Source organism: Moorena sp. SIO3I8, assembly GCF_010692325.1.
Lineage (GTDB): Bacteria > Cyanobacteriota > Cyanobacteriia > Cyanobacteriales > Coleofasciculaceae > Moorena.
Genome location: NZ_JAAHHW010000015.1, coordinates 1 through 22376 on the forward strand (window position 1 = coordinate 1; position 22376 = coordinate 22376).

The window sequence follows — 22376 nt, forward strand, 5'->3', positions numbered from 1 at the left end:
CTTTGAAGCCAGATATTCCTTATGGATGGCAAGAAAAGTTAAAAAGAATAACTATTAATAGTTCCCAAAGCAAAAGAATTAATGTTCTCGGATTAATGGGATGTGAAAATCAATTAGATTACGAAATCCATCAGGGTTCAATTGATAGTGAAATCGTGATTAATTTTTTAGATAATTTTAGTAAAAAATTATCTAAATTAACTGTAGTAGTAATGGACCAAGCTTCAATACACACAAGCAATAAAATCCTAGAAAAATTAGAAGAATGGCAAGGTAATAATTTAGATATATTTTGGTAACCTACTTACTCACCCAAGCACAACTTAATTGAAATTTTCTGGAAATTTATTAAGTATGAGTGGATTGAAATTGAGGCTTACGAAAACTGGAAAAGCTTTCTTAAATATCTCAAAAAAGTGCTTGACAATTTTGGGGAAGAATATGTAATTAATTTTGTTTAGGTGCTTAAGGATAAAGTACCCAAAACCCTTGCTGATTACGTCTAAAACACTCTACTCCTATTGTCTCTGACTGGATTAGAACATACTCCTGCAAGGTTTTTAGCTTACGGTATTTAGCAAACTTATTGCCCCGGTCGTATGCCTCTGTAGAGGGTGAGAGCACTTCTACAATCAGACAGGGATACTGAATAAACTGGTTAGACTCTTGATCTCTGGAATCACAAGTTACTACTACATCTGGGTAGTGGTAGGAACGAACTGAAGATATTTTTACCTTCACATCTACCATATAGACCTCACAGCTACTGTCTTGTAGGTGAGTATTTAGATCACTAGCCAAATTTAAAGCAATCCGGTTGTGAGGTTTCGAGCCTCCGGTCATGGCGAAGACTTCCCCATCGCTATACTCGTAACGAATCTCCTGAGTCCGTTCCCACTCCAGGTATTCTTGGGAAGTCATCCGGTAACGCTGTGGACTGGCAATCATGGTTTTTTGGAATCAATAGGGTATGGGCAGACCTGGTGGTGCGTTACGGGGCGGGCTGTCCCAAAACTGGCTACTGAGAAAATTAGGGCAAGCCCGCCCCTAACACACCCTACGCACTAATTTATCCTTTCCATAAAACAACCTTCAACCTAAATTCTAAATTCTCCATTCTTAATTCTTAATTCTTAATTCTTAATTCTTAATTCTTCATTCTTAATTCTTAATTCTAAATTATTAATTCTAAATTCTTCATTTTACGTGTTTTTGCCAAGCCAATCGTGCTGCTCCCACCATTCCAGCTCGATTCCCTAATTCTGCTTTAAGTAACTCTAAACCAGTACGAGAGGAAGGCAAAACTCGTTGCTCTATTTCTGCTAGAGTTGTTGGCAAGAAAAACTCGGCACTAGCACTTATACCACCACCAATAATAATGGCTTCTGGTGTCAGTGGATAAATAAGACTAGTTAGCCCAATCCCTAATAAGCGTCCGTAATCTGCCCAAAATTCTAAGGCTTCCTGGTTTCCTTCTTGGGCTAATTTACCAAGTTCTGCTGGTTCTTTGCCACTGTTGCTTCGGATTGCCCTAATGGAAAGGTATTGCTCTAGAGAACCCCGATTACCACTATTACCCTCGGGACCATCGGGATATAGATTAATTAAGCCCAACTCCCCAGCAGACCCGAGATGACCTGTGAAGAGTTGACCATCGAAAATGATTGCCCCTCCTACCCCTGTGCCTAGGGTGAGTAGAATCAAATTCCGAAACCGACGACCAGCCCCTAACCAAGCTTCTCCTAAACCAGCACAGTTAGCATCATTAGCAACAACTGTGGGATAACCGACTTTGGCTTCTAACTGATCGGCTAGGGGAACATCGTGCCAATCCGTTAGGTTAATCGCAACTTTAGCAATTCTTCCAGCAACATCAGCAGGGCCAGGACATCCAACCCCGATACCAATTACTTCTTCCCTGGTATCGAGACGAGAGATTGCTGCTACTATTGCTTCGATCACCGCTGTTGGTGTTGCTGGTTGGGGTGTATCTACTGTTAGAGACTCCAATTCGGTTCCATCTTCACGGAAGCGTCCCAACTTAATCGCAGTGCCACCTAAATCAATGCCTATGGCTTGAGTCATTAGTCCTTAGTGATTTGTCATGAGTCATTTGTCCTTAGGCATTTTAAGGCAAAAGGCAAAAGGCAAGAGGCAAAAGGCAAGAGGGTTTTATTGAATTTCAATGTTTCTGACGAAATCGGGGATTAATCAACTCGCTTAATCCTTCTCCTACTAAGGACAATCCTACCACCATCAGTGTCATGGCTAAACCAGGGAAGAGCGCTGTCCACCAAATCCCAGTTGGTAAGGCATCGAGGGCTTGACGTAAGTCATGACCCCACTCTGGGGTTTGTTCTGGCAATCCTAATCCTAAAAATCCCAGTCCTCCCAAGATTAAAATCGCATCAGCGGCGTTGAGGGTAAATAGAACTGGTACACTTTGAATCACATTCAGAAATAGATAGCGCGATAATATCCTACCAGGGGAAGCCCCCAGGGCTTGAGCGGCTTCGATGAACAATTCAGTTTTGACGCTAGTGGTGTGATTCCGGACTACCCGATAGTATTGGGGGACATAGGAAATACTTAATGCGATCGCAGCATTGAAGACTCCTCTACCGACTACAAAGGCCAGAGTCACCGATAGCAGTAGTCCTGGCAAGGTATAGATCGTATCCATTAAAAACAGTAATACCCGATCGAGTTTGCCACCGAGATAACCACTGATTAACCCCAAAGGGACACCAATGATCAGGCTGAGGGTGGTAGCGAGAACGACTACTTTTAGAGCAGCTTGAGAGCCAAACCAGGTGCGAGAGAAAACATCATAACCCTGGCGAGAGGTACCAAACCAGTGATTCCAGCTCGGTGCTTCATGAATGGGATTACTGAGGGACTGGGTAGGGTCTTGTAGCCATCCCCAAGCTTGAAAGGTGGGAGCGAAAATGGCTACTACAATAAAGCACCCAGTAATCACTAGTCCTGCTACCATTAGTTTGATGGATAGACTAGGCCCTCTAGTAAAAGACAAAAAGCTGGGGAATGATTGTTTGGTTGAGGTCATCCTTCATCCTTGATACTGATAGCATTTATCATACTGATCAGGTAAACAATCTTGTGAACCTTTTGCCTTTTGCCTTTCGCCTTTTGCCTATCTCTTAAACAGTAGTTGGTAAATAGCGTTCAATGGCTTGACGATACTGACTCTTTTGCTTAATTCCTTTAAATTCCGCTAGGAACTCTTTGTCCTTAAATAACTGTACGGTAGGTGTTCCCACCACTTGAGCATTTTCAGCTATTTCTCTGTCTTGGTCAATATCGATCTCGACAAAGTGAATTTTGCCATTATACTCATCTACTACTTTATCCAGCATGGGCTTGAGAATTTTACAAGGACCACAACTGGGGGAAATATACTTGACCATGATTATGCGATCGCTTTCATGGAACAGTTTACGCAAGGCATAGCCCCCCAGATGGCGTGTTTCATTAATATCAAAGGTTTCCGCCGTCTCAGCTACTGGTTTTTCTTCAGTTTCTTCAGGTTTTTCAGCCGTTGGCTGTTCTGATGCCGGTTGTTGATGATACTCATGAATTAGGTTATTGGCAGATAGCCAGCGTTCTGCTAACATAGCCCCCATACAACCTGTTCCAGCCGCAGTGATAGCTTGACGGAACTCATGGTCTTGGACATCACCAACAGCATAGACTCCCTCGACACTGGTTTCCACCGAACCGGATTTAGTGACAATGTAACCGAGCTGATCTAACTCCAGTTGTCCTCTAAATAAGGATGTGTTAGGAGTGTGACCAATAGCGTAAAACATCCCCCGAACTGAAATATCCTTTTCCTCACCAGTTTCAGTATCCTGGACTCTTACGCCAGTCATCGAACCATTGTCTCCAAACACATCAACTGGCTGAGTATTCCAGTGAATAGTAATTTTGGGATTATTCAACACCCGGTCTTGCATGGTTTTGCTAGCTCGCATCTCATGCCGACGTACTAGCATATGAACATGGGAACCATACTTGGTCAAATATACAGCTTCCTCTGCCGCTGAGTCACCCCCCCCGACTACCGCCACTTCCTTACCACTGAAAAGGGGAGATGCACCATCACAGATGGCACAAGCTGAGATCCCATTACTCCAGTACTGAGCTTCGCTGGGTAAATGCAACCGTTTCGCTGTCGCCCCGGTAGCAATCACAATACTATGGGTTTTTACTTCCCGTTCCTCAGAGCGGACAGTAAAGGGACGCTGACTTAAGTCTACAACGATCACATCTTCGGTATAGCATTCAGTGCCCCAGCGTTCTGCTTGAGCCTTCATCCGTTCCATTAATTGAGGTCCGGTGATTCCCTCTGGGAAGCCAGGGAAGTTTTCTACTTCTGTAGTAGTCATCAGCTGTCCACCAGGGATTCCCCCAGCTTGAAAGCCTTCAAACATTAAGGGTTTCAGGTTAGCTCGTGCCCCATAAATCGCTGCTGTGTAACCGGCAGGACCAGAACCGATGATGACAAGATTTTCTACAGAGGAGTTGGACATCTGATAAACAAACTCATAACGACTACGTTTTCAGTATAACTGAGTATACCATATACAACTTAGCGAATGTTGTAAGACATTTAAATTGTGAATAGGGGCGCTTTGGAGGTAAGAATTCAGCTGACTGCTGACTGCTGACTGCTGACTGCTGAAAAGCGTACAACCTGACTTTATCAAAACAGAGGTACATTAAAACTCATACCTGTACCGAAAACTGTCCCATCAAAATTAATTCTGGAGTTGGAAGAAGAACCAAAGCTTTGTCCAGCATACAAATAAATTTGACTATTACTAGAAATCTTATAACTGACACGACCAATTAACTGATGATAGTTATCATACCGTTCCCTTTCGGTATAATCAGATAAGGCAAGTTGGTAACTAAGAGCTGCTTTAAATCGGGGATAGGGGTAATAGGCTAAAGATGCTCTGAAAACATTACTAATCTTAGAGCGTGTCTCTGGATCAGCAAAACGTAGGTTTAACTTATAGGACGTATCTAAGGCTAAGTCCTTTGCTAACCAATCCCGTCGGCTGAGTCTAAGATATACAGAATTATAATGAGCGAAGCGATCGCCTCCCTCTTGCTTGAATAACTGTTGATTGCTCCATCCTAACTCCCCATAGGTTCTTTTCAATAACTTCTGACGAACTCCTAGGTTAACTTTCAGTTGATTATAATCAAGTTGGGATCTATCTCCATAACGCACTATATTACCACTTACTGAGGTTATGAGCTTAGTGTCAGGTCCGAGGGATGGTACAGCTAATAGGGTTAGTCCTGGTCTCAACAGACCATCATCAACTGGATCGACTCCAGCGAAAATATTATCGCTTCTGAAATAACTGACTCTACCCTGTAAATATACTGTAGGTTTAGGGGGAGTCGGTGGTTTTTCTTGGAGCCGCAAACGGAGCACCCCCAGTTCCGGGTCTCCATCATTAGCGTTGGAATCTGAGTTTGAACTATTATCTCCAGAAGCAGGTTTACCTTGAGATATCTGTGACCTGTCAACTACCTCAGTTGAGCTAGAACTCGATGAATGCTCACTGACAACAAAGGAAGATAATAGTTCTCCACCACTCCCGATTTTCACCTGAGATAACTTAGGAGTACAATGCTGTTTTACCTGATCAGTATTAGCTTGGTGTTCTGTACCACTAAAAACTAAACTGACTGCTGGCTGATGGGAAATACTGTCTATGGGGTAACATCCAGACCAAGCGGGTTTACTGATGGTCAGTGTACTTAAGAAAATCAGATGTCCCAAAGTAGCTAAATAGGTTTTTTTAATCTGGTGCTGGGGAGGATGATCATCCTCAGAGTTGTCGTGATGTTTTTTATTTTTTGAAACCATATTTAATTAAAAAAAATATCGTTAAATTAATAACAAATTAAGATAATAAAAATTTTTTTTTAAAAAAAATAATAAAGTTCAATCATGATAGTTTAATACTCATTACTCTAGAATAGTCGTTGCTAAGCTGTGAGCGGTCTACAGGGTTTTTCCTAACAATGAGGTACACAGTATTTTTGGCCTGCTCCCTGCTCCGAGGCTCCCTTCCCCCCTTACTAAGGGGGGTTAGGGGGGATTTCTGCTCCCTGACTAAAAAATAGACAAGTTAAATGAGCAACAGCTTACCAAAATTGATCAATGCAGGTAGGGTATTTTTCTCCCAGCTAATAATTACTAACCACCAGCGGTGTTTTCAGGATTGACTAACCTGTATTTCATACTACTCTGAAGAAAAAATATCCTGACTTGACTTAGAGCCTACAGAATGTCGTATAGGAGAGTTTTGTACCTACTCTTCGAGAAGGCAACGCCAAAGCCCCGTAAGCTATCAGCTAATGCGCTACCTCCCAGCGTCGTTCGCACAGCGTGGCCAAACGCGCCCCGCGTGGCCTAAAGGCCAAGGCCAAAGCCTGTGCCACCCACGCTACTTGAGGTTCTGATCGGGAAAGTTCCAGGGTCTAAAGCGCGACTGCATCAAGAAAAGAGCTAAGCATTCGTTTAATCTCTGTTAAATCAGCTGATAGCACCTCAAGTAGCACCATCTGTAGCGCATTAGCTGAATGCTGACCTCTCAACTACCTGACAATACTGACCTTTGAGCTATTGGAGTTGCCCCGTGTTTCGCAAGACAGTCCTACTACTTTCCATCTCTCTATGGAGCGTTAATTCACTAATTTGTTCTAAACCAGTCAGTGCCGAAATTCCCTTAACTAGTGCTGTGCTACAGAAGCTACGTAACCGAGTGCGATTGATTCCTCAAAATCAGTCAGCTCGACCAGCCCGTCCATCTGATGCCATGACGATAGGAGATGCACTGGTAACAGCTCGCTCCTCCATGGCTCAACTGCGCTTCAATGATGGTTCCCTAGCCCGACAAGGAGAGTTAGCTGTCTTTCGATTTATACCTAGAAGTCGTACCTTTGAGCTATCTAATGGCACACTACTGCTGTTAATTCCTCCAGATCGGGGTAAAACTCGAGTGCGTACACCCAATGCCGTGGCTGGGATTAGGGGGTCAGCTCTGTTCATGCGATATATATCTGATACCAATACAACAATTGTTGGAGCTCTGACCAATAGCGGTATTGTGGTCTATAATCGCACTCGTTCTCAAGTTCAGGAATTAAAAGCTGGGCAGATCGTGGTTATAACCGAGGATCAAATTGAGCAGGTTTATGAATTTGACCTCAGAGAGTTTTATGAAACCAGTGAATTAGTCAAAGGGCTGAATTTGACCCAGACAGGACCGGCGGATAGTCCAGATCAAGCTTTGGATTTAGTGCGAGGGGAAATTGCAGATGCTCTAGAGGCGCAAGTTCCTATTATTGGCAACAACATAATTGTTAATCCTACTTTCATTCGTCTTCGGGGGAGTGAATCGGACGAGTTTCCCAGTGCTGATTTTAGTGTGATTGATGGTGGTGTTGATGTCTTCGATCAAGATGTGGGTTCTGAGAATTCCAATGCCGATATCACTGATCAGGTTAACCAGTTAGATATCAGGTCTACCTTGGAAACCGGTGAGTTTCTTAACACTGAGCAGGAGGATGAAACTGTTGAACTGGATCCCGAAGACGTTGACAAACCACTAGAGCCGGAACCAGAACCAGAACCAGAACCCGAGCCCGAGCCGGAACCGGAACCTGAGCCGGAACCAGAACCAGAACCAGAACCGGAACCGGAACCGGAACCGGAACCTGAGCCTGAGCCCGAGCCCGAGCCCGAGCCAGAACCGGAACCGGAGCCGGAGCGTGAGCGTGAACCGGAAATTCCTGTTCAGCTACCGGATCAAGGTCAAGGAGTAGAGGATGACTTCCCTGGTCAAGGTCAAGGAGTAGAGGATGGCTTCCCTGGTCAAGGTCAAGGAGTAGAGGATGGCTTCCCTGGTCAAGGTCAAGGAGTAGAGGATGGCTTCCCTGGTCAAGGTCAAGGAGTAGAGGATGGCTTCCCTGGTTGAGGAAATCCCTGAGCTTATCAGGTTAGTTGTAGTGCTTGAATTTATTCAAGAAAAGCCGTCTTAGTCATTAGTTTTTTGTCAGCAACAGAGTGGTCTGATTATCAATCAGAGCAGGTTTACCATCACTGGTATGGCAGCTAAATGACTCAAAATAGCGACGAACTGGGGTAGGAAACTCAGGAAAGTTGAATACAGCATCACCATCAGCAATATTAGCCCAGAAGTAGCGTAGACTCGGAGCAAGTTTCTGGGCATCTGGTAACGGTAAATTTAAGGGGGGAGAAGTCAGGAGTTTCACCATGAATGGATAAGAGCGATCGCTCATCCATTCTCTAGATATCTGGGGTAGGTTTTCCCAACCAGGGACTGACTCCACTCGATGAGATTCAATTTGTAACCATCTTTTTCCTTGATTATCGGTACACAACTGCAATATCCGGTAGGGGTGAGGATAGCTAACTAATGAACCTGTGGTGATTTCGTAGACTCCCTCTTGATAGGCGATATCCTGTACATGCAAGTGACCTGTAAAGAGTAGATTGACCCCAGCAGTTTTGAGAATATTGTGTAATATTGGACCATTTTCCAAGATATACCGATGTCCCAAGGAATGGTTAGCTTGATCGGGCAAATGCTCGATCACATTGTGATGCACCATCACCAGCACCAATTTATCCTGGCACTGGGAAAGCAATTGCTCAAGCCAGATCAGCTGTTGCTGATCAAGACGCCCTACCTGTTTACCACCGGTATCGAACTGGTTAGAATTTAACCCAATCAGCTGTACTCCAGGCAAAACTTCACAGGTATAGTACAACTGCTCGGGATTTTCATAACCAAATTGGCGATAGTAGTAAGGAAATTCCTTTAGTCCAATCGAGTGTTCATTGGGTAAGATATTGGGGACATCATGATTTCCAGGTACGACGTACACTGGAAAAGGCAACTGGCTCAATCGCTTTTGTAACCAGGCATGATTGTCTGGTTCACCATGCTGGGTTAAGTCTCCTGGTAGGAGGAGGAAATCCAAGGCTTTCTGCTCTAAATCCTCCAGAATCCTTTCTAGGACTGGAATACTAACTTCTACCAAATGAAACCGATTGGGATGATCCCAGATGGTTTGGGGTAACCCGATATGTAGGTCACTTACCACGGCAAAGCGAAAATTTAAACTCATAGCTAAAACTTTTCTTGATTAAACCCTAGATTAATTATTATTAAAATTATCGCTCATGACGTTTGCTGTTATACCATTACAACTCCTTGTTTAGGTTACATTTAACTGCTCACCTAAACAATAATGGATAATCTTTAATTTAGCCTTACATAATTAAGCTTTAGTCTATAAAAAATTTTAAAGATTACATTTAGGATAAATAGAGATGAGTCGGAATTGCGTTCATTGAGGTGCGACCCAAGGGCGCGAGGGATTGCTCGCGCCCTTGGAGGCGCGCACCTAGATCTGACATTTACAACTAGATTAGGGATATAACCCCTAATCCCTGATCCCCCATCCCCTGAGTAAAGTAAGGAGGTGCTAAGGTTGGCTAGAGTTCGAGTGCGACAACACGTTAATCCACTTAGCAAGCAATATCAGATGCCGGTGAGTCCTCCGGATTGGAATCAAGTTTATGCCCAAACGGCTCTTCCATTACATCTGGATATTGGCTGCGGGAGAGGGGAATTTTTATTGCAGATGGCAACACAACAACCCCACTGGAATTTTTTGGGGTTAGAAATTCGGGAACCATTGGTAAAACAAGCCAACAGTAAGGTGGTGGATTTAGGGTTGAGCAATCTCCTATTTTTGTTCTGTAATGCTAATAGTTCTATAGATTCACTCTTTAGCTCTTGGCACCCTGGTGCCTTGCAGCGCGTCACTATTCAATTTCCTGATCCTTGGTTCAAGAAGCGACAAGCCAAACGACGTATAGTGCAGCCCACCTTGGTTGATACTCTAGGGGCTTATTTGACCAGTGGAGGGGAGGTCTTTCTACAATCCGATGTGGAGGAAGTGGCAGTGGAAATGCGATCGCGTTTCGATGCTCATCCAGTCTTCTACCGGCCAGAGACTGCTTGGCTGCCAACCAACCCCCTGCCAGTGGCTACTGAACGGGAAATTTCCACCCTCGCTCGTGGTGAACCTGTGTACCGAATGTTGTTCTTTCGCCGTGATGATGTTTAAGGAATCGTGGAGTAGGAACACTGGTAGCCAAACCGCCTTCTGATTCAATCAGATCAGCGGGCTACTGGTCTGTATGCTCCTGCCCAATTTGCTTCTCCCCTATGGTTCGCTCTACCTAATTAAAGCATGAATAACCATCAAGCTGAGGCAACTCAGGCAGAAATTATGGTTGTGGATGACACACCAACCAATTTGCAGCTGCTATCTTCGATCCTGATTGAGCAAGGCTATCAGGTTAGGAGCATGATCGATGGACTACTTGCCTTGGAATCAGCATTGTGTGATCCACCGGATTTGATTTTACTCGACATTATAATGCCAAAGATCGATGGCTATGAGGTCTGTAAACAGCTGAAATCTAATCAAAAAACCCAGGGAGTTCCAGTAATCTTTATCAGTGCTTTGGATGAAACTTGGGACAAGGTGAAAGCCTTTGCTGTTGGTGGTGCTGACTATATCACCAAGCCATTCCAGGTTGAGGAAGTTTTAGCCCGTGTGGAGAATCAATTGACTCTGCACAAGCTACAAACACAACTGATTGAGCAAAATCAACTGCTGCAACAGGAAATTCGCGATCGCATTTCCGCTCAAGCTGCTTTAGAAGCCCTCAATCAAGAACTTGAAACCAGAATCCAAGCTCGCACAGTGGAACTAAGAGATTACTTAGAACAGCTACGGAACTTGGAATCGCAATTGCGTCAATCACTGGAGCGTGAAAAAGAAGTCAGTGACCTTAAATCTCGGATTATTTTTACCATATCCCATGAGTACCGTACACCTTTAATGACAATTCTATCCTCTGTGGAACTCCTAGAAAAGTACCGTCATAAATTTACTGATTCTCAGCAACTTAAACATTTTTGGCGGATCCAAGCTGCGGTCAAACATATGACTACCCTAGTCAATGATTTATTATTCATTAATCAAGCAGAATTCGATAAGTTAGAATTGAAACCAGTTGCTTTGAACTTAGTAACATTTTGTCAGGAGTTATTCTGCCCAATTAAATCAAGCCTTGGGGCTAAACATCGGCTAATATTTAGTAGTGAAAGAGACTGGGAGCCAATATTAGGAGACCCCAAAATCCTTCGACAAATTCTGACTAACATCATCTCCAATGCCATTAAATATTCTCCCGATGGTGGGACTATTTTAGTACAACTAAACGGAGATGAAGAGAAAGTCATATTACAGATAATTGATCAAGGTATTGGCATCCCTAAAGAAGACCAACCAAAATTGTTTGAGTCTTTTAGTCGTGCCAGTAATGTGGGTATAATCCCAGGAACAGGACTAGGGTTATCAATTGTCAAAAGTTGTGTAGACTCCCACGGTGGTAAGATTCACGTGGAAAGTGAAGTGGGTGTCGGAACAACCTTTACCATCACCTTGCCCAAGAATTTACCAGAAGAGGAATAAGCCGGTCACTTAATTACGCAGCAATTGGTATACAATAATAAATTGTGCCATTATTATAATCCGTCAATGCCTAAACTAAAAAGCCGCAAATCAGCTGCCAAGCGTTTTAGAGCTACTGGCAGTGGTAAAATAAGACGCCGCAAAGCGTTTAAAAATCACTTACTAGAACACAAGACCTCAGAAAGGAAGGGACGCTTGTCTAAGCTGAGCTTGGTAGACGAACGGGATGCGGATAATGTTCGCCTGATGTTGCCTTATATGTAAATCTTAACAGTAGACCATTACTGCTAACACTACTACTAAAGTAAACAAACTAGCTAGAATTAACCATGACACGGGTAAAACGCGGTAATGTCGCTCGTAAGCGGCGCAAAAAAATTCTCAAACTTGCTAAGGGGTTCAGAGGTTCCCACTCGAAACTCTTCCGCATTGCTAACCAACAAGTGATGAAAGCGCTGCGGAATGCCTATCGTGATCGCCGCAAGCGCAAGCGGGATTTTCGACGTCTGTGGATTACTCGCATTAACGCAGCAGCACGTCAAAATGGCATTAGCTACAGCCAGCTGATGGGTCAAATGAAAAAAGCCAATATCCAAATTAACCGCAAGATGTTGGCACAGCTGGCAGTGCTGGATCCAGATAGCTTTAACAAAGTGGTGGAATTAGCGGCTAAAGCTGAGTAAGCATATGCGCTACGCGCACCCTACGCGCGTCTGCGGTCAGCCTTCAGCTTTTGGCCAAACGCGCCCCGCGTGGCCATAGGCCAAGGCCAATCGCTGACGGCTGAATGCTTAGCAAGCTTAAAAACTTGGGTTTTGGGTAAATAGGTAATCCGTAAAGGATTAAGTTGTCGGGTGATAAAAAAACTTTGGTTATTTTGATTATTATAGATTATAATAGTTAGCTCACCCCTCTTCACTTAGTATCTTTAATTGGTATTTAATTGGTATTTAATTGGGTATTTCTTGTTCAGTTAAGTTCCTGAATTCACAGGGAATACCTTACCTTTTTACCAATTTCTTTACCAATTTTGATTCCCCAACCGATGCTTAAGCAAAAATTCTTCAACTTTGGTATGGTATTCGGATTGACGGCGATGTCTTTTTTGACACCGTTACGGGTTGGGAGTGCTCAACTTGAGGAAATAGAGCAGCGGGGTCAGTTGATTGTTGCTGTCAAAGATAATCTGCGCCCTTTGGGATATAGGGATGCCGATGGCAAGTTACAAGGATTGGAAATTGACTTAGCACGACGTCTAGCAGAAGAACTGTTAGGTAATTCTGATGCGGTGGTGTTGCAGCAGGTGGGAAATCTTGACCGACTTAAGGTGGTTTTGGACGGTGAAGTTGACCTGACAATTGCTAGAGTCACAGCCACAGCACCTCGCCGCCGATTAGTGGATTTTAGTATCCCCTACTACCTGGATGGCACGGGTTTGATTACTAAAGACCCCTTAATTACCAGATTGGGTGATCTCCATAGCAGAACCATAGCCATACTCAATCATTCTAGCACAATTGCCGTCGTGCAGTATGCTTTACCGGAATCTAGGGTGGTGGGAGTAGATTCCTACCAAGAAGCGCGATCGCTTTTAGAAAATGGTAGGGCTGATGCTTTTGCTGCCGATAAGAGCATTCTCAGTGGCTGGGTACAAGACTATCCTGAGTATCGGATGCTACCAGTGTGGCTCTCGGGTGAAGCCTTGTGTGTGGTGATGCCTAAGGGGTTACAATACACCAAGCTAAAGCAGCGCGTGAATAATGCGATCGCACGTTGGCAAGCAGATGGTTGGTTAGCTCAACGAGCAACTGTTTGGGGATTACCATTAAGAAGAAAAACTGTCAAGCCTTATGAATGATACACTGCCAACTATTTATCTCTCAGTTTTGCTAGTCCTACTTGCTGGTGTTACTGTCGCTGTGCTGCGCCAAGTTCTCAAAACTCGTAAAATTGAAACCACTCTCTCTCGGTTGGAAAAAAAGCTGCAAAAAGACCGGGGGACGGTTATAGAGTATTATGAATTGGGCAGTATTTATGCGGACAAGAAGCTCTTTGGTCAAGCTATCCTGCTATTTCAAAAAGCCTTGAAAGGGACTGATGCTGACGAAGAAAACCTTGCTCCTGTCTATAATGCTTTGGGTTTCGCCTATTGTGCCAAAGAACAGTATGATCTGGCTATTCGCCAGTACAAAGAAGCCTTGAAGCAAGAGCCTGGATATGTCACAGCCCTCAACAATCTCGGTCATGTTTATGAGCGCAAGCAATTAACTGCTCAAGCCTTAGAAGCTTATGATGAGGCGCTCAAGTATGAACCCAAGAATTCTACCGCTAAGCGTCGAGCAGAATCTCTCCGGAAACGCTTGGTTACACCAGCTTGAATAAAGTCAGAAGTATCAAGTATCAAGCATGAATTATCAAGGATGAATTTAGTTGTCCTACTACTTCTGGTACACCAGCGATTAAGCACAGCTTATCCATATCAAGGGTTAACCATGGTTGCTTGAGCCCTAGATTGGCAAAGGGACTCTCAGGTGGGACCTCTAACTGGCTACCCACTAAGCCTAAGCGGGATTTAAAATCACCGTTGAAGTAGAGAATATTGCCTGAGAGGGTGCTTAAGACATTGTCATTTAGAGGGACTTGCCAGCCAAACTTAGCGTGATTGTAGCTGAAGCGGCACAGGGTATTCTCTCCTTGACGGACGGTGACCCGATGTTGATATCTGGTAGGGCGTTCGCGTAGCGTGACCTTTGGTCGTTCGCATTTTTCCCAGGTGAACTCAGCTATCTCTTTTGGTAATCCCCAAATTTCTCGACCACCTGCGACAGAATCGTGGTTATCGACGTAGATGTGGGAAATCCAGCCGCCAGTTTTGCGGGAATAGCGCACTCTGCCAGCAACTACAATTAATTCACTGTATTCTAGGACTGACCCTGAGCCGTACAGGGATAGATACACCCCACCTAGAGTCTTTCCTGGCCAGAGGGAGACGATGTCAAATTCTGGGGGAATTAGCGATCGCACTCGCTCAATATCAATCAGCTGCAAGGTTTGGATGGCGTAGCCTTGTAGTGTCCAGGGTGGGTTTGGGTAAGTCATCGGAACATCCTCTAGGTAAAATGCTTAATCCGTTGATTTTTGTGAAAGGAATCCAAGATTATGCCGATTATGATAAAAATTACCAATTTAGTCAATTAGTAAAATTTACATATAATCGAGATAATCGAGAACAGTAGCACCAGCACAAGACAATGCCAGATACACATATTCGCTTTGATTGGGCAATCAAAAAACTGCTGCGGAATAAAGCTAACTTTGGTGTTTTGGAAGGGTTTATAAGTGAGTTGTTGCATTTTGATATTACCATCAAAACCCTTCTGGAAAGCGAAGCTAATCAAGAGACCCTCGATGATAAAACCAACCGAGTTGATATTCTCGCTGAAACCACGGATGGCGAGCTGATCCTGATTGAAGTACAAAACAATCCTCAACACGATTATTTCCACCGTATGCTCTACGGTGCCTCTAAGTTAGTCACCGAATACTTAGACAAAGGTCAAGAGTACGGTCAAATTAAAAAAGTCTACTCAATCAATATAGTCTACTTTAACCTGGGAATGGGAGATGACTATATTTATTCCTATCGGGGAGAGTTCATTGGGGCTAATCTCGGGGATATCCTGCAACCGACAAAAACTCAGGAATTTAAATTTCACATCAATAAAGTAGCAGATATCTTCCCAGAATACTACCTGCTGAAAGTAAGGAATTTTAAGGATTTAGCGAAAAACCCCTTAGATGAATGGATTTATTTTCTGAAAAACAGCGACATCAAAGCGGAATTTTCTGCCAAAGGAATAGCCGAAGCCAAGGAGGCGCTACGAGTTAATAATTTATCAGAACAAGAACGAGTAGCTTATGAGCGTTATATCAACAACAAGCGTGACGAAGCCAGTATCCTGAGTACCCAAGAGCTTGAGACCAAATGGCAAGTGGAACAGGCAGAAATTCGAGGTATTGAACAAGGGATAAAACAAGAAAAAATAGCGATCGCCCGTTCCTGCCGGGAACAAGGTTTAGATGTGGAGACTATTATGAAAATTACCCAACTTTCTCGGGAAGAGATTGAATCAATTAAGAATTAAGAATTAAGAATTAAGAATTGAGAATTGAGAATTGAGAATTAAGAATTGAGAATTTGTAATTCTACATTTTGCCTTCTACATTCTACATTCTACATTCTACATTCTACATTCTACATTCATTCTTCCAGTAAGCCATCACAAAACGCCTTCAGTTCCGAATTAACAGAACTATACCTTAAATCACTACGTAAGTAAGCGCAACCCCTAGCTAAGAGTCCATCCAGGGTGTCCACCCGCCACAGCTTGATGGTATCCTCGTCTATGGTAGCCAGTTGCGACCCATATGGGTGGAACACTAGGCGAGTCCCCTCGAATTGGGCAATTTGCCGACCCCTTAAATCCCACAGGCGCACGGTACGGTCAACTCCAGCGCTAGCCAGCAGCTGACCATCCCGGCTAAATTCCACCTGGTCAACCCAACCTTGATGACCTTTCAATGCCTGGATTTGCCCAGTTTTGACATCCCACAGGCGCACGCTACGGTCAACTCCAGCGCTAGCAAGGAGTTGACCATCCCGGCTCAATGCCACCTGCCTAACCCAACCCTGATGATCTTTCAATGCTTGGACTTGGCCAGTGTTGACTTTCCACAATATCACCATTCCGTCAACTCCAGCGCTAGCGAGGAGTTGACCATCCCAGCTAAATTCCACCTGGTAAACTCTACCCTGATGCCCCTTCAATTCCTGGACTTGGCCAGTGTTGACATTCCACAACCTGACAATTCCGTCAACTCCAGCGCTAGCCAGCAGCTGACCATCCCAGCTCAATGCCACCTGCCAAACCCAACCCTGATGCCCCTTCAATTCATGGAGTTGCCCAGTGTTAAGGTTCCACAATCTCACGCTTCCGTCAAATCCAGCACTAGCCAGCAGCTGACCATCCCGGCTCAATGCCACCTGCCTAACCTTACCCTGATGCCCCTTCAATGGTTGGACTTGCCTAGTTTTGAGATCCCATAACCTCACCATTCCGTCCTCTCCAAGGCTAGCGAGGAGCTGACCATCTCGGCTAAATTCCACCTGCCTAACCTTACCCCGATACCCCTTAAATTGTTGAAATTGTTGGACTTGCCCAGTGTTGAGATACCACAACCTCACCATTCCCTCAACTTCAGCAGTAAGCAGCCGCTGACCATCCCGGCTGAATTGCAACTGCCTAACCCTACCCTGATAATTCCCAAGTCTAGGTTCCTGAATCTGGTCAAGAATTCGTTGTAAAGCCAGTAAAGGATTAGCAGCAGGATAGTCTTTCAAGGGAGTATTTTTCGTGACCATTGCTTTCAATGCTTTCCCGGTCTCCATAGCTGCTAGTAAGGCATCAAACGGGCTATACTGAAATTGGCTAAGATGTTCAACTCCTGCTCGTTCTAGTTTTAGTCCTTCTTGCTTCCCTTGATCTAAAATCCGCTTTTCTTCCTCAACTTTCTTCCGAATCGGACTTACTAAATAATCATGAACCAACTGATAGCCATCTTCCGTTCCTGGTTGAATCTGAAACACTAAACCAGAGCCTACTAGAATCTCCAAAATCAGGCTGAGCTCCTCTGGGGGTAAAGTTAATACACTAGCTAATTCAGTTTCAGTTCTTATGGGTCGAAGCTGCTTGTCATCGGTCAAGAGAAACAACAATTTCCAGGTAGTTTCTCGGTATTTCGGTCCACAATCCGTAACCACAGCCTCCAGATAACGATCAACTAATTTGGCCTTATCGCTCCCTTGCTGATACTGCTTCAAGGTCACAATTGCCTCGGTTTCTAATTGCGCTCCCACCACCTGCAATTCAATCGGACGCACTCCTTCATTTTCTGCTGCTAAATCTTCCACCAATTGCTCAATTAACTCTGGTTCTAAGGAAAATTTAGCCTGATCCGTTAACTGTTTAATCACCGCTGTCGCCTGGCGCTGATCAAAATTACCTAAGTAATAGAGGACATCCTTGCTGAGAATATCATTATTGACGACATCTAAACTAATCAGGCGGTCATTACACTCTAATAAATAATAGATATAATCTTCCCGCAAGGCCAGAATCACCTTCACTGCCTCAAGGTTTAGACAGTCCTTTAAGAATTGATAAAAAACTCGCCGTTGCTGTGGCTGAGGATACTGAAAGAAAAATTCTTCAAACTGGTCGAAAATTAGAACCGTCAGTCGATTAGTGTCAGCCTTGTCTCCCAGCTGGTGGAGAATTTTGTCCAGAATTTCCTTCCCCTCTCCCCCCTGGTCTGTTCTAATTATCGTTTCAGCCAACCTATGCTCCCACCGGTTATAAACGGTCAGCAACACTGGCTCGACATCCCGAGCGGCAATACTGTCTTGCTGTAATCTAGGAATTAAACCAAACTGAAGTAGAAAACTTTTACCCACGCCGGAGGAGCCATAAATTACCGTTAGTTTGTGGTCTTTGCGACCAATACGCTCAACTAAGTCATTAATCGCTTGCTCTCGACCAGAGGCAGCAATTTGATCAGCTACAATCATCGGCTTTTCGTTTACCGTTGCCTGAGTATCCCTGATTCGTTCCTTGAGGGACAATCGACTAGCGCCCACAAATGCCCGAAACCGGAACTGATACTCGATTGATTGCTGATATGCTTTAACTGAGAAGGCTTTTTGATACTCCCCTTGGTCAAAGTAGAGCTGTCGCAATTCTCTGAGAATTTTAATATATTGATAGGGATTCAAGTTAGGATTGGTGTGGTCTTTGGCAAGCTCAAGATGGGCAATTCCATTTTGGGGTTGACCGAGATGCTTGTAGGCTCTGGCTAAGGATAAGCGATACCAACCTTGATGAAGTCCCCACGCCCAGTCCAACTGCTCGAGAGTCAGGTCACCAGGGCGTTGCACAGAATGCTGGGCATCGGTAAGGATGTCCAGTGCTTTAGTGGCCAATTTCTTGACCCGAGGCCATTGGGAGCGAGCAATGGCGACTTGTGCCGCTAGAAAGCCGTAATCATGGGCAAGCCAGACCGGGTTGGGATATTTTTGATGGAGGGTTAAGGCTTTTTTAGCTAACTGATATAACTCATGCCATAGCCCTAGTCTTTGTAGAATTTCCCCCAAGGGATTGATAAACTTAGCTACTAAGTCGAAACGCTTGGCTTGATCAAAGGCTTTATGCGATCGCAAAAAATAGTCTCTAGCCCTTAGGCAATGTTCCTTACCCTGATTCCGGTCTTGATCAGCATAGGTACGCCACCATTGCCCCATATAGAAGAGAACACATCCGTATCGGATTAGATGTTCGGGGTCGGAAGAAGGGTAAACTCCCAGGAGATCTTCCCATAGCTTTAAACTTCGTTGATAATGCTTCTTAGACTGCTTGAGATTATGGGGAATTCCTCGACCTAGGATAAATTCCACACTGGCTTCTAAGTCTGGCGTTAATGCTACCTGCCGATGTTGCAAGTCTTGCCAAGCTTGGCCTAAGTCCGCCACCTGCTGGTTACTGATATTCTGTCCATGGTGAAGACCCCCAGCGGCTCCAGCAGCTAAGACTTGAGCAAACCCAAGATCAGTAACCTGTTGGATAAATTCGATTACGTTAGCGGTAGAGATTTGAAAGTCCAGGGTTGAACCGGTTCCCCAACTGGCCAAATCCCTGGCGGAGCGCAGGAATTGGGAATATACTCGGTCATCTACCCAAAATAAAACCGGGACATGGAACTGTTTGCGAAACTCTTCCCGGACTCGATTGGCTAATCTCAGCAGTTGCTCAAGGTCTCTGACCACCTCAAAGCCATACACCATAATCCCTTGGGGCGGTTGTTGTCCCAGTTGGGATTGAATCTTGCTGTATATAGTCCTGTAGAGCTGGGTCACCTCGGGAGTTAACCCAATCGGTAAAATCTCTACCGAACAAACCTCTGCCAGCTGTTGAATCAACTGGTCTCGCCACTGGGTATAATTACAATGGGCAAAGATTAAGGAAAATTCCTGTTCACTGGCTCCCATTTCCATTGCCCAAGCCAGCTGCTTCAATAGCTGTTGATGATTAGCTTGTTGGTGATGATCCTCTGGCTTACTATTAGTCATTGAGTTATGGCAATCGGTGTCATGGTGTTTCCAAATTCAACAGACCAATAATTACCAATATCAATCTCAAAGCGCATTCTTGCTAACCCAATTGCCAATTCCCGATTCCCGATTCCCGATTCCCGATTCCCGATTCCCTCTCCTACAACTTGCCCGTTTCTACCAAAATCGGATTGACTGTAAACCAAGACCCTTGAGTGTCATAGTATTCATACACAAATAGACTACGCACCAGTACTCGATAATGGTCGTCACCACTTACTTCTTGGTTCTGATGCACCTGACGCAATAATTTCCACTCCTCTTCATCAATCGCTAATCGGATTTTATTGCAGCGACTACCAATAACCTGGTCTAACCCTGCCCGGGATAGGGGTAACTTGCCCTCCAGCATAATCCAATCCCGAACCATTGCCAGTAACTCCCGCACATGACCACCACTGCTAGAACAGAGTTTGTCAAGGGTTTCCGGTGCATCAAACACTTCCGCAATCCCCTGCAACCGTTGCGCTGGTGCTAGCTTAGGGAAAGCTCTAGCCATTACCATGGCTCTGAGCTGCGCCATTCCTTCCTGACACTCCTTACCATTCCGTTGCGTCACTGGCACCATGGGCAACACCTTCGGCTCAACCCCGAAACGATTGGTAAGCCGAACGATATCATTACAGAATCGTAGCCCTAGGGGCATGGTATAAATCACATGACAGTTGAGTTGGCGCAACTGTTCTCCCCGGTCCACAAATAAATATTCCGGTTGTGGTCTCCCCCAAGACTTCGGCACAATTTCCACCCGGTCAAGGTTATCCACAATCACCACTAGTCCCCGTTTTCCCTGGTGTTGGAGTTGAGCGATCGCAGGCTCAATCAACTCGGTATTAATTACATCAATAATGGTTTTGGTACGAGGTTCGATATAATCCCGCAACCGATTACGCAAGGTTGGGCTATTTTTAGCTCTCGTGGTAATCTTGGCAATCCCTGCCGATAAGGAATACTCTCCCTGTTTTTCCTTGACCCCAAACTCACCAACCTTGGGAATCTTAACCTCAACCCCAGTTACATCGGAACCCAACAATGTGGTAATTTCCTGTAGGAAAGCTTTAAAGCCTTTTAGTTGTAAGTTAACCTGGCTAGCTTCCAAACTTTCACTGACCTGGCGAGCAATAACCAATAAAATATCCCCCACATCCACATCATTCATCTCCAAGTCTTGATCCGACTCGAAGTAAACCACATGAAAGTTTTCTGCTAGCAACTCAGCCTTGAGTCGAGATAATTCCGTAGACTTCCCACAACCAATATGTCCGGTAAATAATTGACAGGTGGGCTGGTCTTCCGAGAATAGAGTAATTTGCGCTTTCAGTTGCTGAATCAGTGCTCCCCCTCGGACGGAAGAAAAATCGATATAGAGCTTCTGGTCTTCTGCCTGGGTGAGATCGAGGGTTTTGCTTGGGTTAGTGGCTTTGTAAAACTGGGTGAAATTTAGAGTCATCCGGTGTAGGGTGTGGGGTGTGGGGTGTGGGGTGTGGGGTGTCAGATCATCAAGGGTTCAAGACTGTATATGTATCATAAGTAATGCTGCGATTTCTAATTCGTTTTTGGGTACACTAATAGGTAATTTTTGTCTATAGTAATCCATTGCACTAAGGGTAGGCTAATTTAAGCAAGTGCGATCGCATCAGCCTCTGAACCTGGTGATTGAGCCTCTGAGCCTGATCAGCCAAAGTGATCCCACTAGCTTAATGACTTGGAGGATAAAATTTATGGCAAGCCTTAATCTCAAAGAAGAAGCACGTAGATTAATTGATAAATTACCAGAAGATTTTAGCTGGGCAGACCTAATACAGGAAATTCACCTCCGCCAAGATGTTAAAACTCAACCGGCTGACAGCACAGAAGCTCGAAAGATACCTGTATTAACAGCTATCTTCGATGGTGAGGTTTTACGCTTAGACAGAACTGTTAATCTCGAACCGGGCAAGCGCTATGCAATTGCTATTGAGACAGAAGTGAAAACAGTTACTAGCCAAAATGCCTGGGATGTGTTAGAAGAATTTGCTGGAACAGTTGAAGCACCATCAGACTGGGCTATTGAACATGACCATTATTTGTATGGTACGCCTAAGTCTAATCTTGAGGATGAGCTATGACTGGGGAGCGGTTGTTCTTGGACACGGCTTTTATCCAAGCTTTGTTAAATAAACGCGACCAATACCATCACAAAGCACTGGAACTACTGCCTAGAGTAAAAAATGCTAAGGAGGTATGGGTTACTGAAGCCGTGCTAACAGAAGTTGGTAATGCTTTGAGTGCGGTTAATCGCGTGATAGCAGTTCAGTTTATTCAACAGTGTTACCAGACAGAAAATATGTATGTTGTTAGTGTAGATACACCACTTTTACAACGTGCCTTGCAACTATATTATGCTCGTTCCGATAAAACTTGGGGTCTAACTGACTGTATTTCCTTTGCTGTTATGAAAGAACAAGGTTTAACAGATGCTTTAACTACAGATAAGCACTTTGTCCAAGCTGGTTATCGAGCTTTGATGCTTGATAAATAA

21 protein-coding genes are annotated in these 22376 nt (G+C 44.4%); 11 read left to right on the forward strand and 10 right to left on the reverse strand.

All coding sequences use genetic code 11. The annotated features are described in order from the left end of the window. The coding region (locus tag F6K51_RS07945) for a transposase (RefSeq protein WP_293019406.1) at nt 1-299 on the forward strand (299 nt) is incomplete at its 5' end. A gap of 166 nt (nt 300-465) precedes the next feature. Here the strand turns inward: F6K51_RS07945 and F6K51_RS07950 are convergent. The 5 genes from F6K51_RS07950 to F6K51_RS07970 all read right to left on the reverse strand — a co-directional run bounded on the left by F6K51_RS07950 (nt 466) and on the right by F6K51_RS07970 (nt 5911). Beyond that, complete coding sequence (locus F6K51_RS07950) at nt 466-948, reverse strand: Uma2 family endonuclease (RefSeq protein WP_293019407.1); 483 nt, start codon at nt 946-948, stop codon at nt 466-468. 249 nt (nt 949-1197) lie between these two features. Continuing rightward, complete coding sequence (locus F6K51_RS07955) at nt 1198-2085, reverse strand: ROK family protein (RefSeq protein WP_293019409.1); 888 nt, start codon at nt 2083-2085, stop codon at nt 1198-1200. Nucleotides 2086-2182: 97 nt separating this feature from the next. Continuing rightward, nucleotides 2183-3067, reverse strand: a complete 885-nt coding sequence (locus F6K51_RS07960) for an ABC transporter permease (RefSeq protein ID WP_293019411.1) — start codon at nt 3065-3067, stop codon at nt 2183-2185. 94 nt (nt 3068-3161) lie between these two features. Then, nucleotides 3162-4553, reverse strand: coding sequence for a thioredoxin-disulfide reductase (gene trxB / locus F6K51_RS07965; RefSeq protein WP_293019412.1), 1392 nt, complete (start codon nt 4551-4553; stop codon nt 3162-3164). A 173-nt stretch (nt 4554-4726) separates the two neighbouring features. After that, entirely contained in the window at nt 4727-5911 is a 1185-nt protein-coding gene (locus F6K51_RS07970; RefSeq protein WP_293019414.1) for a hypothetical protein, read from the reverse strand. A gap of 775 nt (nt 5912-6686) precedes the next feature. Here F6K51_RS07970 and F6K51_RS07975 point away from each other — a divergent pair. Then, the gene (locus F6K51_RS07975; RefSeq protein WP_293019416.1) at nt 6687-8027 is read left to right on the forward strand and encodes a FecR domain-containing protein; all 1341 of its coding nucleotides are present in this window, start codon (nt 6687-6689) and stop codon (nt 8025-8027) included. Between the two features lie 67 nt (nt 8028-8094). On the opposite strand, the gene F6K51_RS07980 is transcribed toward F6K51_RS07975, so the two are convergent. Further along, the gene (locus F6K51_RS07980; RefSeq protein ID WP_075905363.1) at nt 8095-9204 is read right to left on the reverse strand and encodes a metallophosphoesterase; all 1110 of its coding nucleotides are present in this window, start codon (nt 9202-9204) and stop codon (nt 8095-8097) included. A gap of 366 nt (nt 9205-9570) precedes the next feature. On the opposite strand from F6K51_RS07980, the gene trmB reads away from it, so the two are divergent. From trmB to F6K51_RS08010, 6 genes are all read left to right on the forward strand, one after another. Further along, the gene (trmB, locus tag F6K51_RS07985) at nt 9571-10212 is read left to right on the forward strand and encodes a tRNA (guanosine(46)-N7)-methyltransferase TrmB (RefSeq protein ID WP_293019419.1); all 642 of its coding nucleotides are present in this window, start codon (nt 9571-9573) and stop codon (nt 10210-10212) included. A 126-nt stretch (nt 10213-10338) separates the two neighbouring features. Further along, nucleotides 10339-11631 (forward strand): hybrid sensor histidine kinase/response regulator, encoded by a 1293-nt coding sequence (locus tag F6K51_RS07990; RefSeq protein ID WP_293019421.1) that lies wholly within the window; start codon nt 10339-10341, stop codon nt 11629-11631. A gap of 66 nt (nt 11632-11697) precedes the next feature. Next, complete coding sequence (gene rpmI / locus F6K51_RS07995; RefSeq protein WP_071107370.1) at nt 11698-11895, forward strand: 50S ribosomal protein L35; 198 nt, start codon at nt 11698-11700, stop codon at nt 11893-11895. A gap of 65 nt (nt 11896-11960) precedes the next feature. Continuing rightward, complete coding sequence (rplT, locus tag F6K51_RS08000; protein WP_008186586.1) at nt 11961-12314, forward strand: 50S ribosomal protein L20; 354 nt, start codon at nt 11961-11963, stop codon at nt 12312-12314. Nucleotides 12315-12676: 362 nt separating this feature from the next. Next, nucleotides 12677-13489, forward strand: a complete 813-nt coding sequence (locus F6K51_RS08005) for a transporter substrate-binding domain-containing protein (protein WP_293019429.1) — start codon at nt 12677-12679, stop codon at nt 13487-13489. Beyond that, a complete protein-coding gene (locus tag F6K51_RS08010; protein ID WP_293019431.1) occupies nt 13482-14009 on the forward strand; it encodes a tetratricopeptide repeat protein in 528 nt (175 codons plus the stop codon). Before F6K51_RS08005 ends, F6K51_RS08010 begins: the two co-directional genes overlap by 8 nt. A 22-nt stretch (nt 14010-14031) precedes the next feature. Here the strand turns inward: F6K51_RS08010 and F6K51_RS08015 are convergent, their stop codons facing one another. Beyond that, a complete protein-coding gene (locus tag F6K51_RS08015; RefSeq protein ID WP_293019433.1) occupies nt 14032-14730 on the reverse strand; it encodes an acetoacetate decarboxylase family protein in 699 nt (232 codons plus the stop codon). A gap of 152 nt (nt 14731-14882) precedes the next feature. Between F6K51_RS08015 and F6K51_RS08020 the strand changes: the two genes are divergently transcribed. Beyond that, on the forward strand, nt 14883-15776 hold the full coding sequence (locus F6K51_RS08020; RefSeq protein ID WP_293019435.1) for an Rpn family recombination-promoting nuclease/putative transposase: 894 nt from the start codon (nt 14883-14885) through the stop codon (nt 15774-15776). Nucleotides 15777-15892: 116 nt separating this feature from the next. Here the strand turns inward: F6K51_RS08020 and F6K51_RS08025 are convergent, their stop codons facing one another. The 3 genes from F6K51_RS08025 to F6K51_RS08035 are packed head-to-tail and all read right to left on the reverse strand — an operon-like array spanning nt 15893 to nt 21305. After that, nucleotides 15893-19813 carry a WD40 repeat domain-containing protein gene (locus tag F6K51_RS08025; RefSeq protein ID WP_293019437.1) on the reverse strand — a complete coding sequence of 1307 codons (3921 nt, stop codon included), beginning with the start codon at nt 19811-19813 and terminating at the stop codon, nt 15893-15895. After that, nucleotides 19810-20001, reverse strand: coding sequence for a hypothetical protein (locus tag F6K51_RS08030; RefSeq protein ID WP_293019439.1), 192 nt, complete (start codon nt 19999-20001; stop codon nt 19810-19812). The genes F6K51_RS08025 and F6K51_RS08030 overlap by 4 nt, the downstream gene beginning before the upstream one ends. Beyond that, complete coding sequence (locus F6K51_RS08035; protein ID WP_293019440.1) at nt 19956-21305, reverse strand: ATP-binding protein; 1350 nt, start codon at nt 21303-21305, stop codon at nt 19956-19958. The genes F6K51_RS08030 and F6K51_RS08035 overlap by 46 nt, the downstream gene beginning before the upstream one ends. Nucleotides 21306-21480: 175 nt before the next feature. Here F6K51_RS08035 and F6K51_RS08040 point away from each other — a divergent pair, with 175 nt between their 5' ends. Together F6K51_RS08040 and F6K51_RS08045 are read left to right on the forward strand one after the other, a co-directional pair. Then, nucleotides 21481-21963 (forward strand): hypothetical protein, encoded by a 483-nt coding sequence (locus F6K51_RS08040; protein ID WP_293019442.1) that lies wholly within the window; start codon nt 21481-21483, stop codon nt 21961-21963. Further along, nucleotides 21960-22376 carry a PIN domain-containing protein gene (locus tag F6K51_RS08045; protein WP_293019444.1) on the forward strand — a complete coding sequence of 139 codons (417 nt, stop codon included), beginning with the start codon at nt 21960-21962 and terminating at the stop codon, nt 22374-22376. Before F6K51_RS08040 ends, F6K51_RS08045 begins: the two co-directional genes overlap by 4 nt.

Coding starts and splice junctions, on each gene's coding strand:
- F6K51_RS07950 (WP_293019407.1), bottom strand. CDS start 948: ATGATTGCCAGTCCACAGCGTTACCGGATGACTTCCCAAGAATACCTG.
- F6K51_RS07955 (WP_293019409.1), bottom strand. CDS start 2,085: ATGACTCAAGCCATAGGCATTGATTTAGGTGGCACTGCGATTAAGTTG.
- F6K51_RS07960 (WP_293019411.1), bottom strand. CDS start 3,067: ATGACCTCAACCAAACAATCATTCCCCAGCTTTTTGTCTTTTACTAGA.
- trxB (WP_293019412.1), bottom strand. CDS start 4,553: ATGTCCAACTCCTCTGTAGAAAATCTTGTCATCATCGGTTCTGGTCCT.
- F6K51_RS07970 (WP_293019414.1), bottom strand. CDS start 5,911: ATGGTTTCAAAAAATAAAAAACATCACGACAACTCTGAGGATGATCAT.
- F6K51_RS07980 (WP_075905363.1), bottom strand. CDS start 9,204: ATGAGTTTAAATTTTCGCTTTGCCGTGGTAAGTGACCTACATATCGGG.
- F6K51_RS07990 (WP_293019421.1), top strand. CDS start 10,339: ATGAATAACCATCAAGCTGAGGCAACTCAGGCAGAAATTATGGTTGTG.
- rpmI (WP_071107370.1), top strand. CDS start 11,698: ATGCCTAAACTAAAAAGCCGCAAATCAGCTGCCAAGCGTTTTAGAGCT.
- rplT (WP_008186586.1), top strand. CDS start 11,961: ATGACACGGGTAAAACGCGGTAATGTCGCTCGTAAGCGGCGCAAAAAA.
- F6K51_RS08005 (WP_293019429.1), top strand. CDS start 12,677: ATGCTTAAGCAAAAATTCTTCAACTTTGGTATGGTATTCGGATTGACG.
- F6K51_RS08010 (WP_293019431.1), top strand. CDS start 13,482: ATGAATGATACACTGCCAACTATTTATCTCTCAGTTTTGCTAGTCCTA.
- F6K51_RS08015 (WP_293019433.1), bottom strand. CDS start 14,730: ATGACTTACCCAAACCCACCCTGGACACTACAAGGCTACGCCATCCAA.
- F6K51_RS08020 (WP_293019435.1), top strand. CDS start 14,883: ATGCCAGATACACATATTCGCTTTGATTGGGCAATCAAAAAACTGCTG.
- F6K51_RS08025 (WP_293019437.1), bottom strand. CDS start 19,813: ATGACTAATAGTAAGCCAGAGGATCATCACCAACAAGCTAATCATCAA.
- F6K51_RS08035 (WP_293019440.1), bottom strand. CDS start 21,305: ATGACTCTAAATTTCACCCAGTTTTACAAAGCCACTAACCCAAGCAAA.
- F6K51_RS08045 (WP_293019444.1), top strand. CDS start 21,960: ATGACTGGGGAGCGGTTGTTCTTGGACACGGCTTTTATCCAAGCTTTG.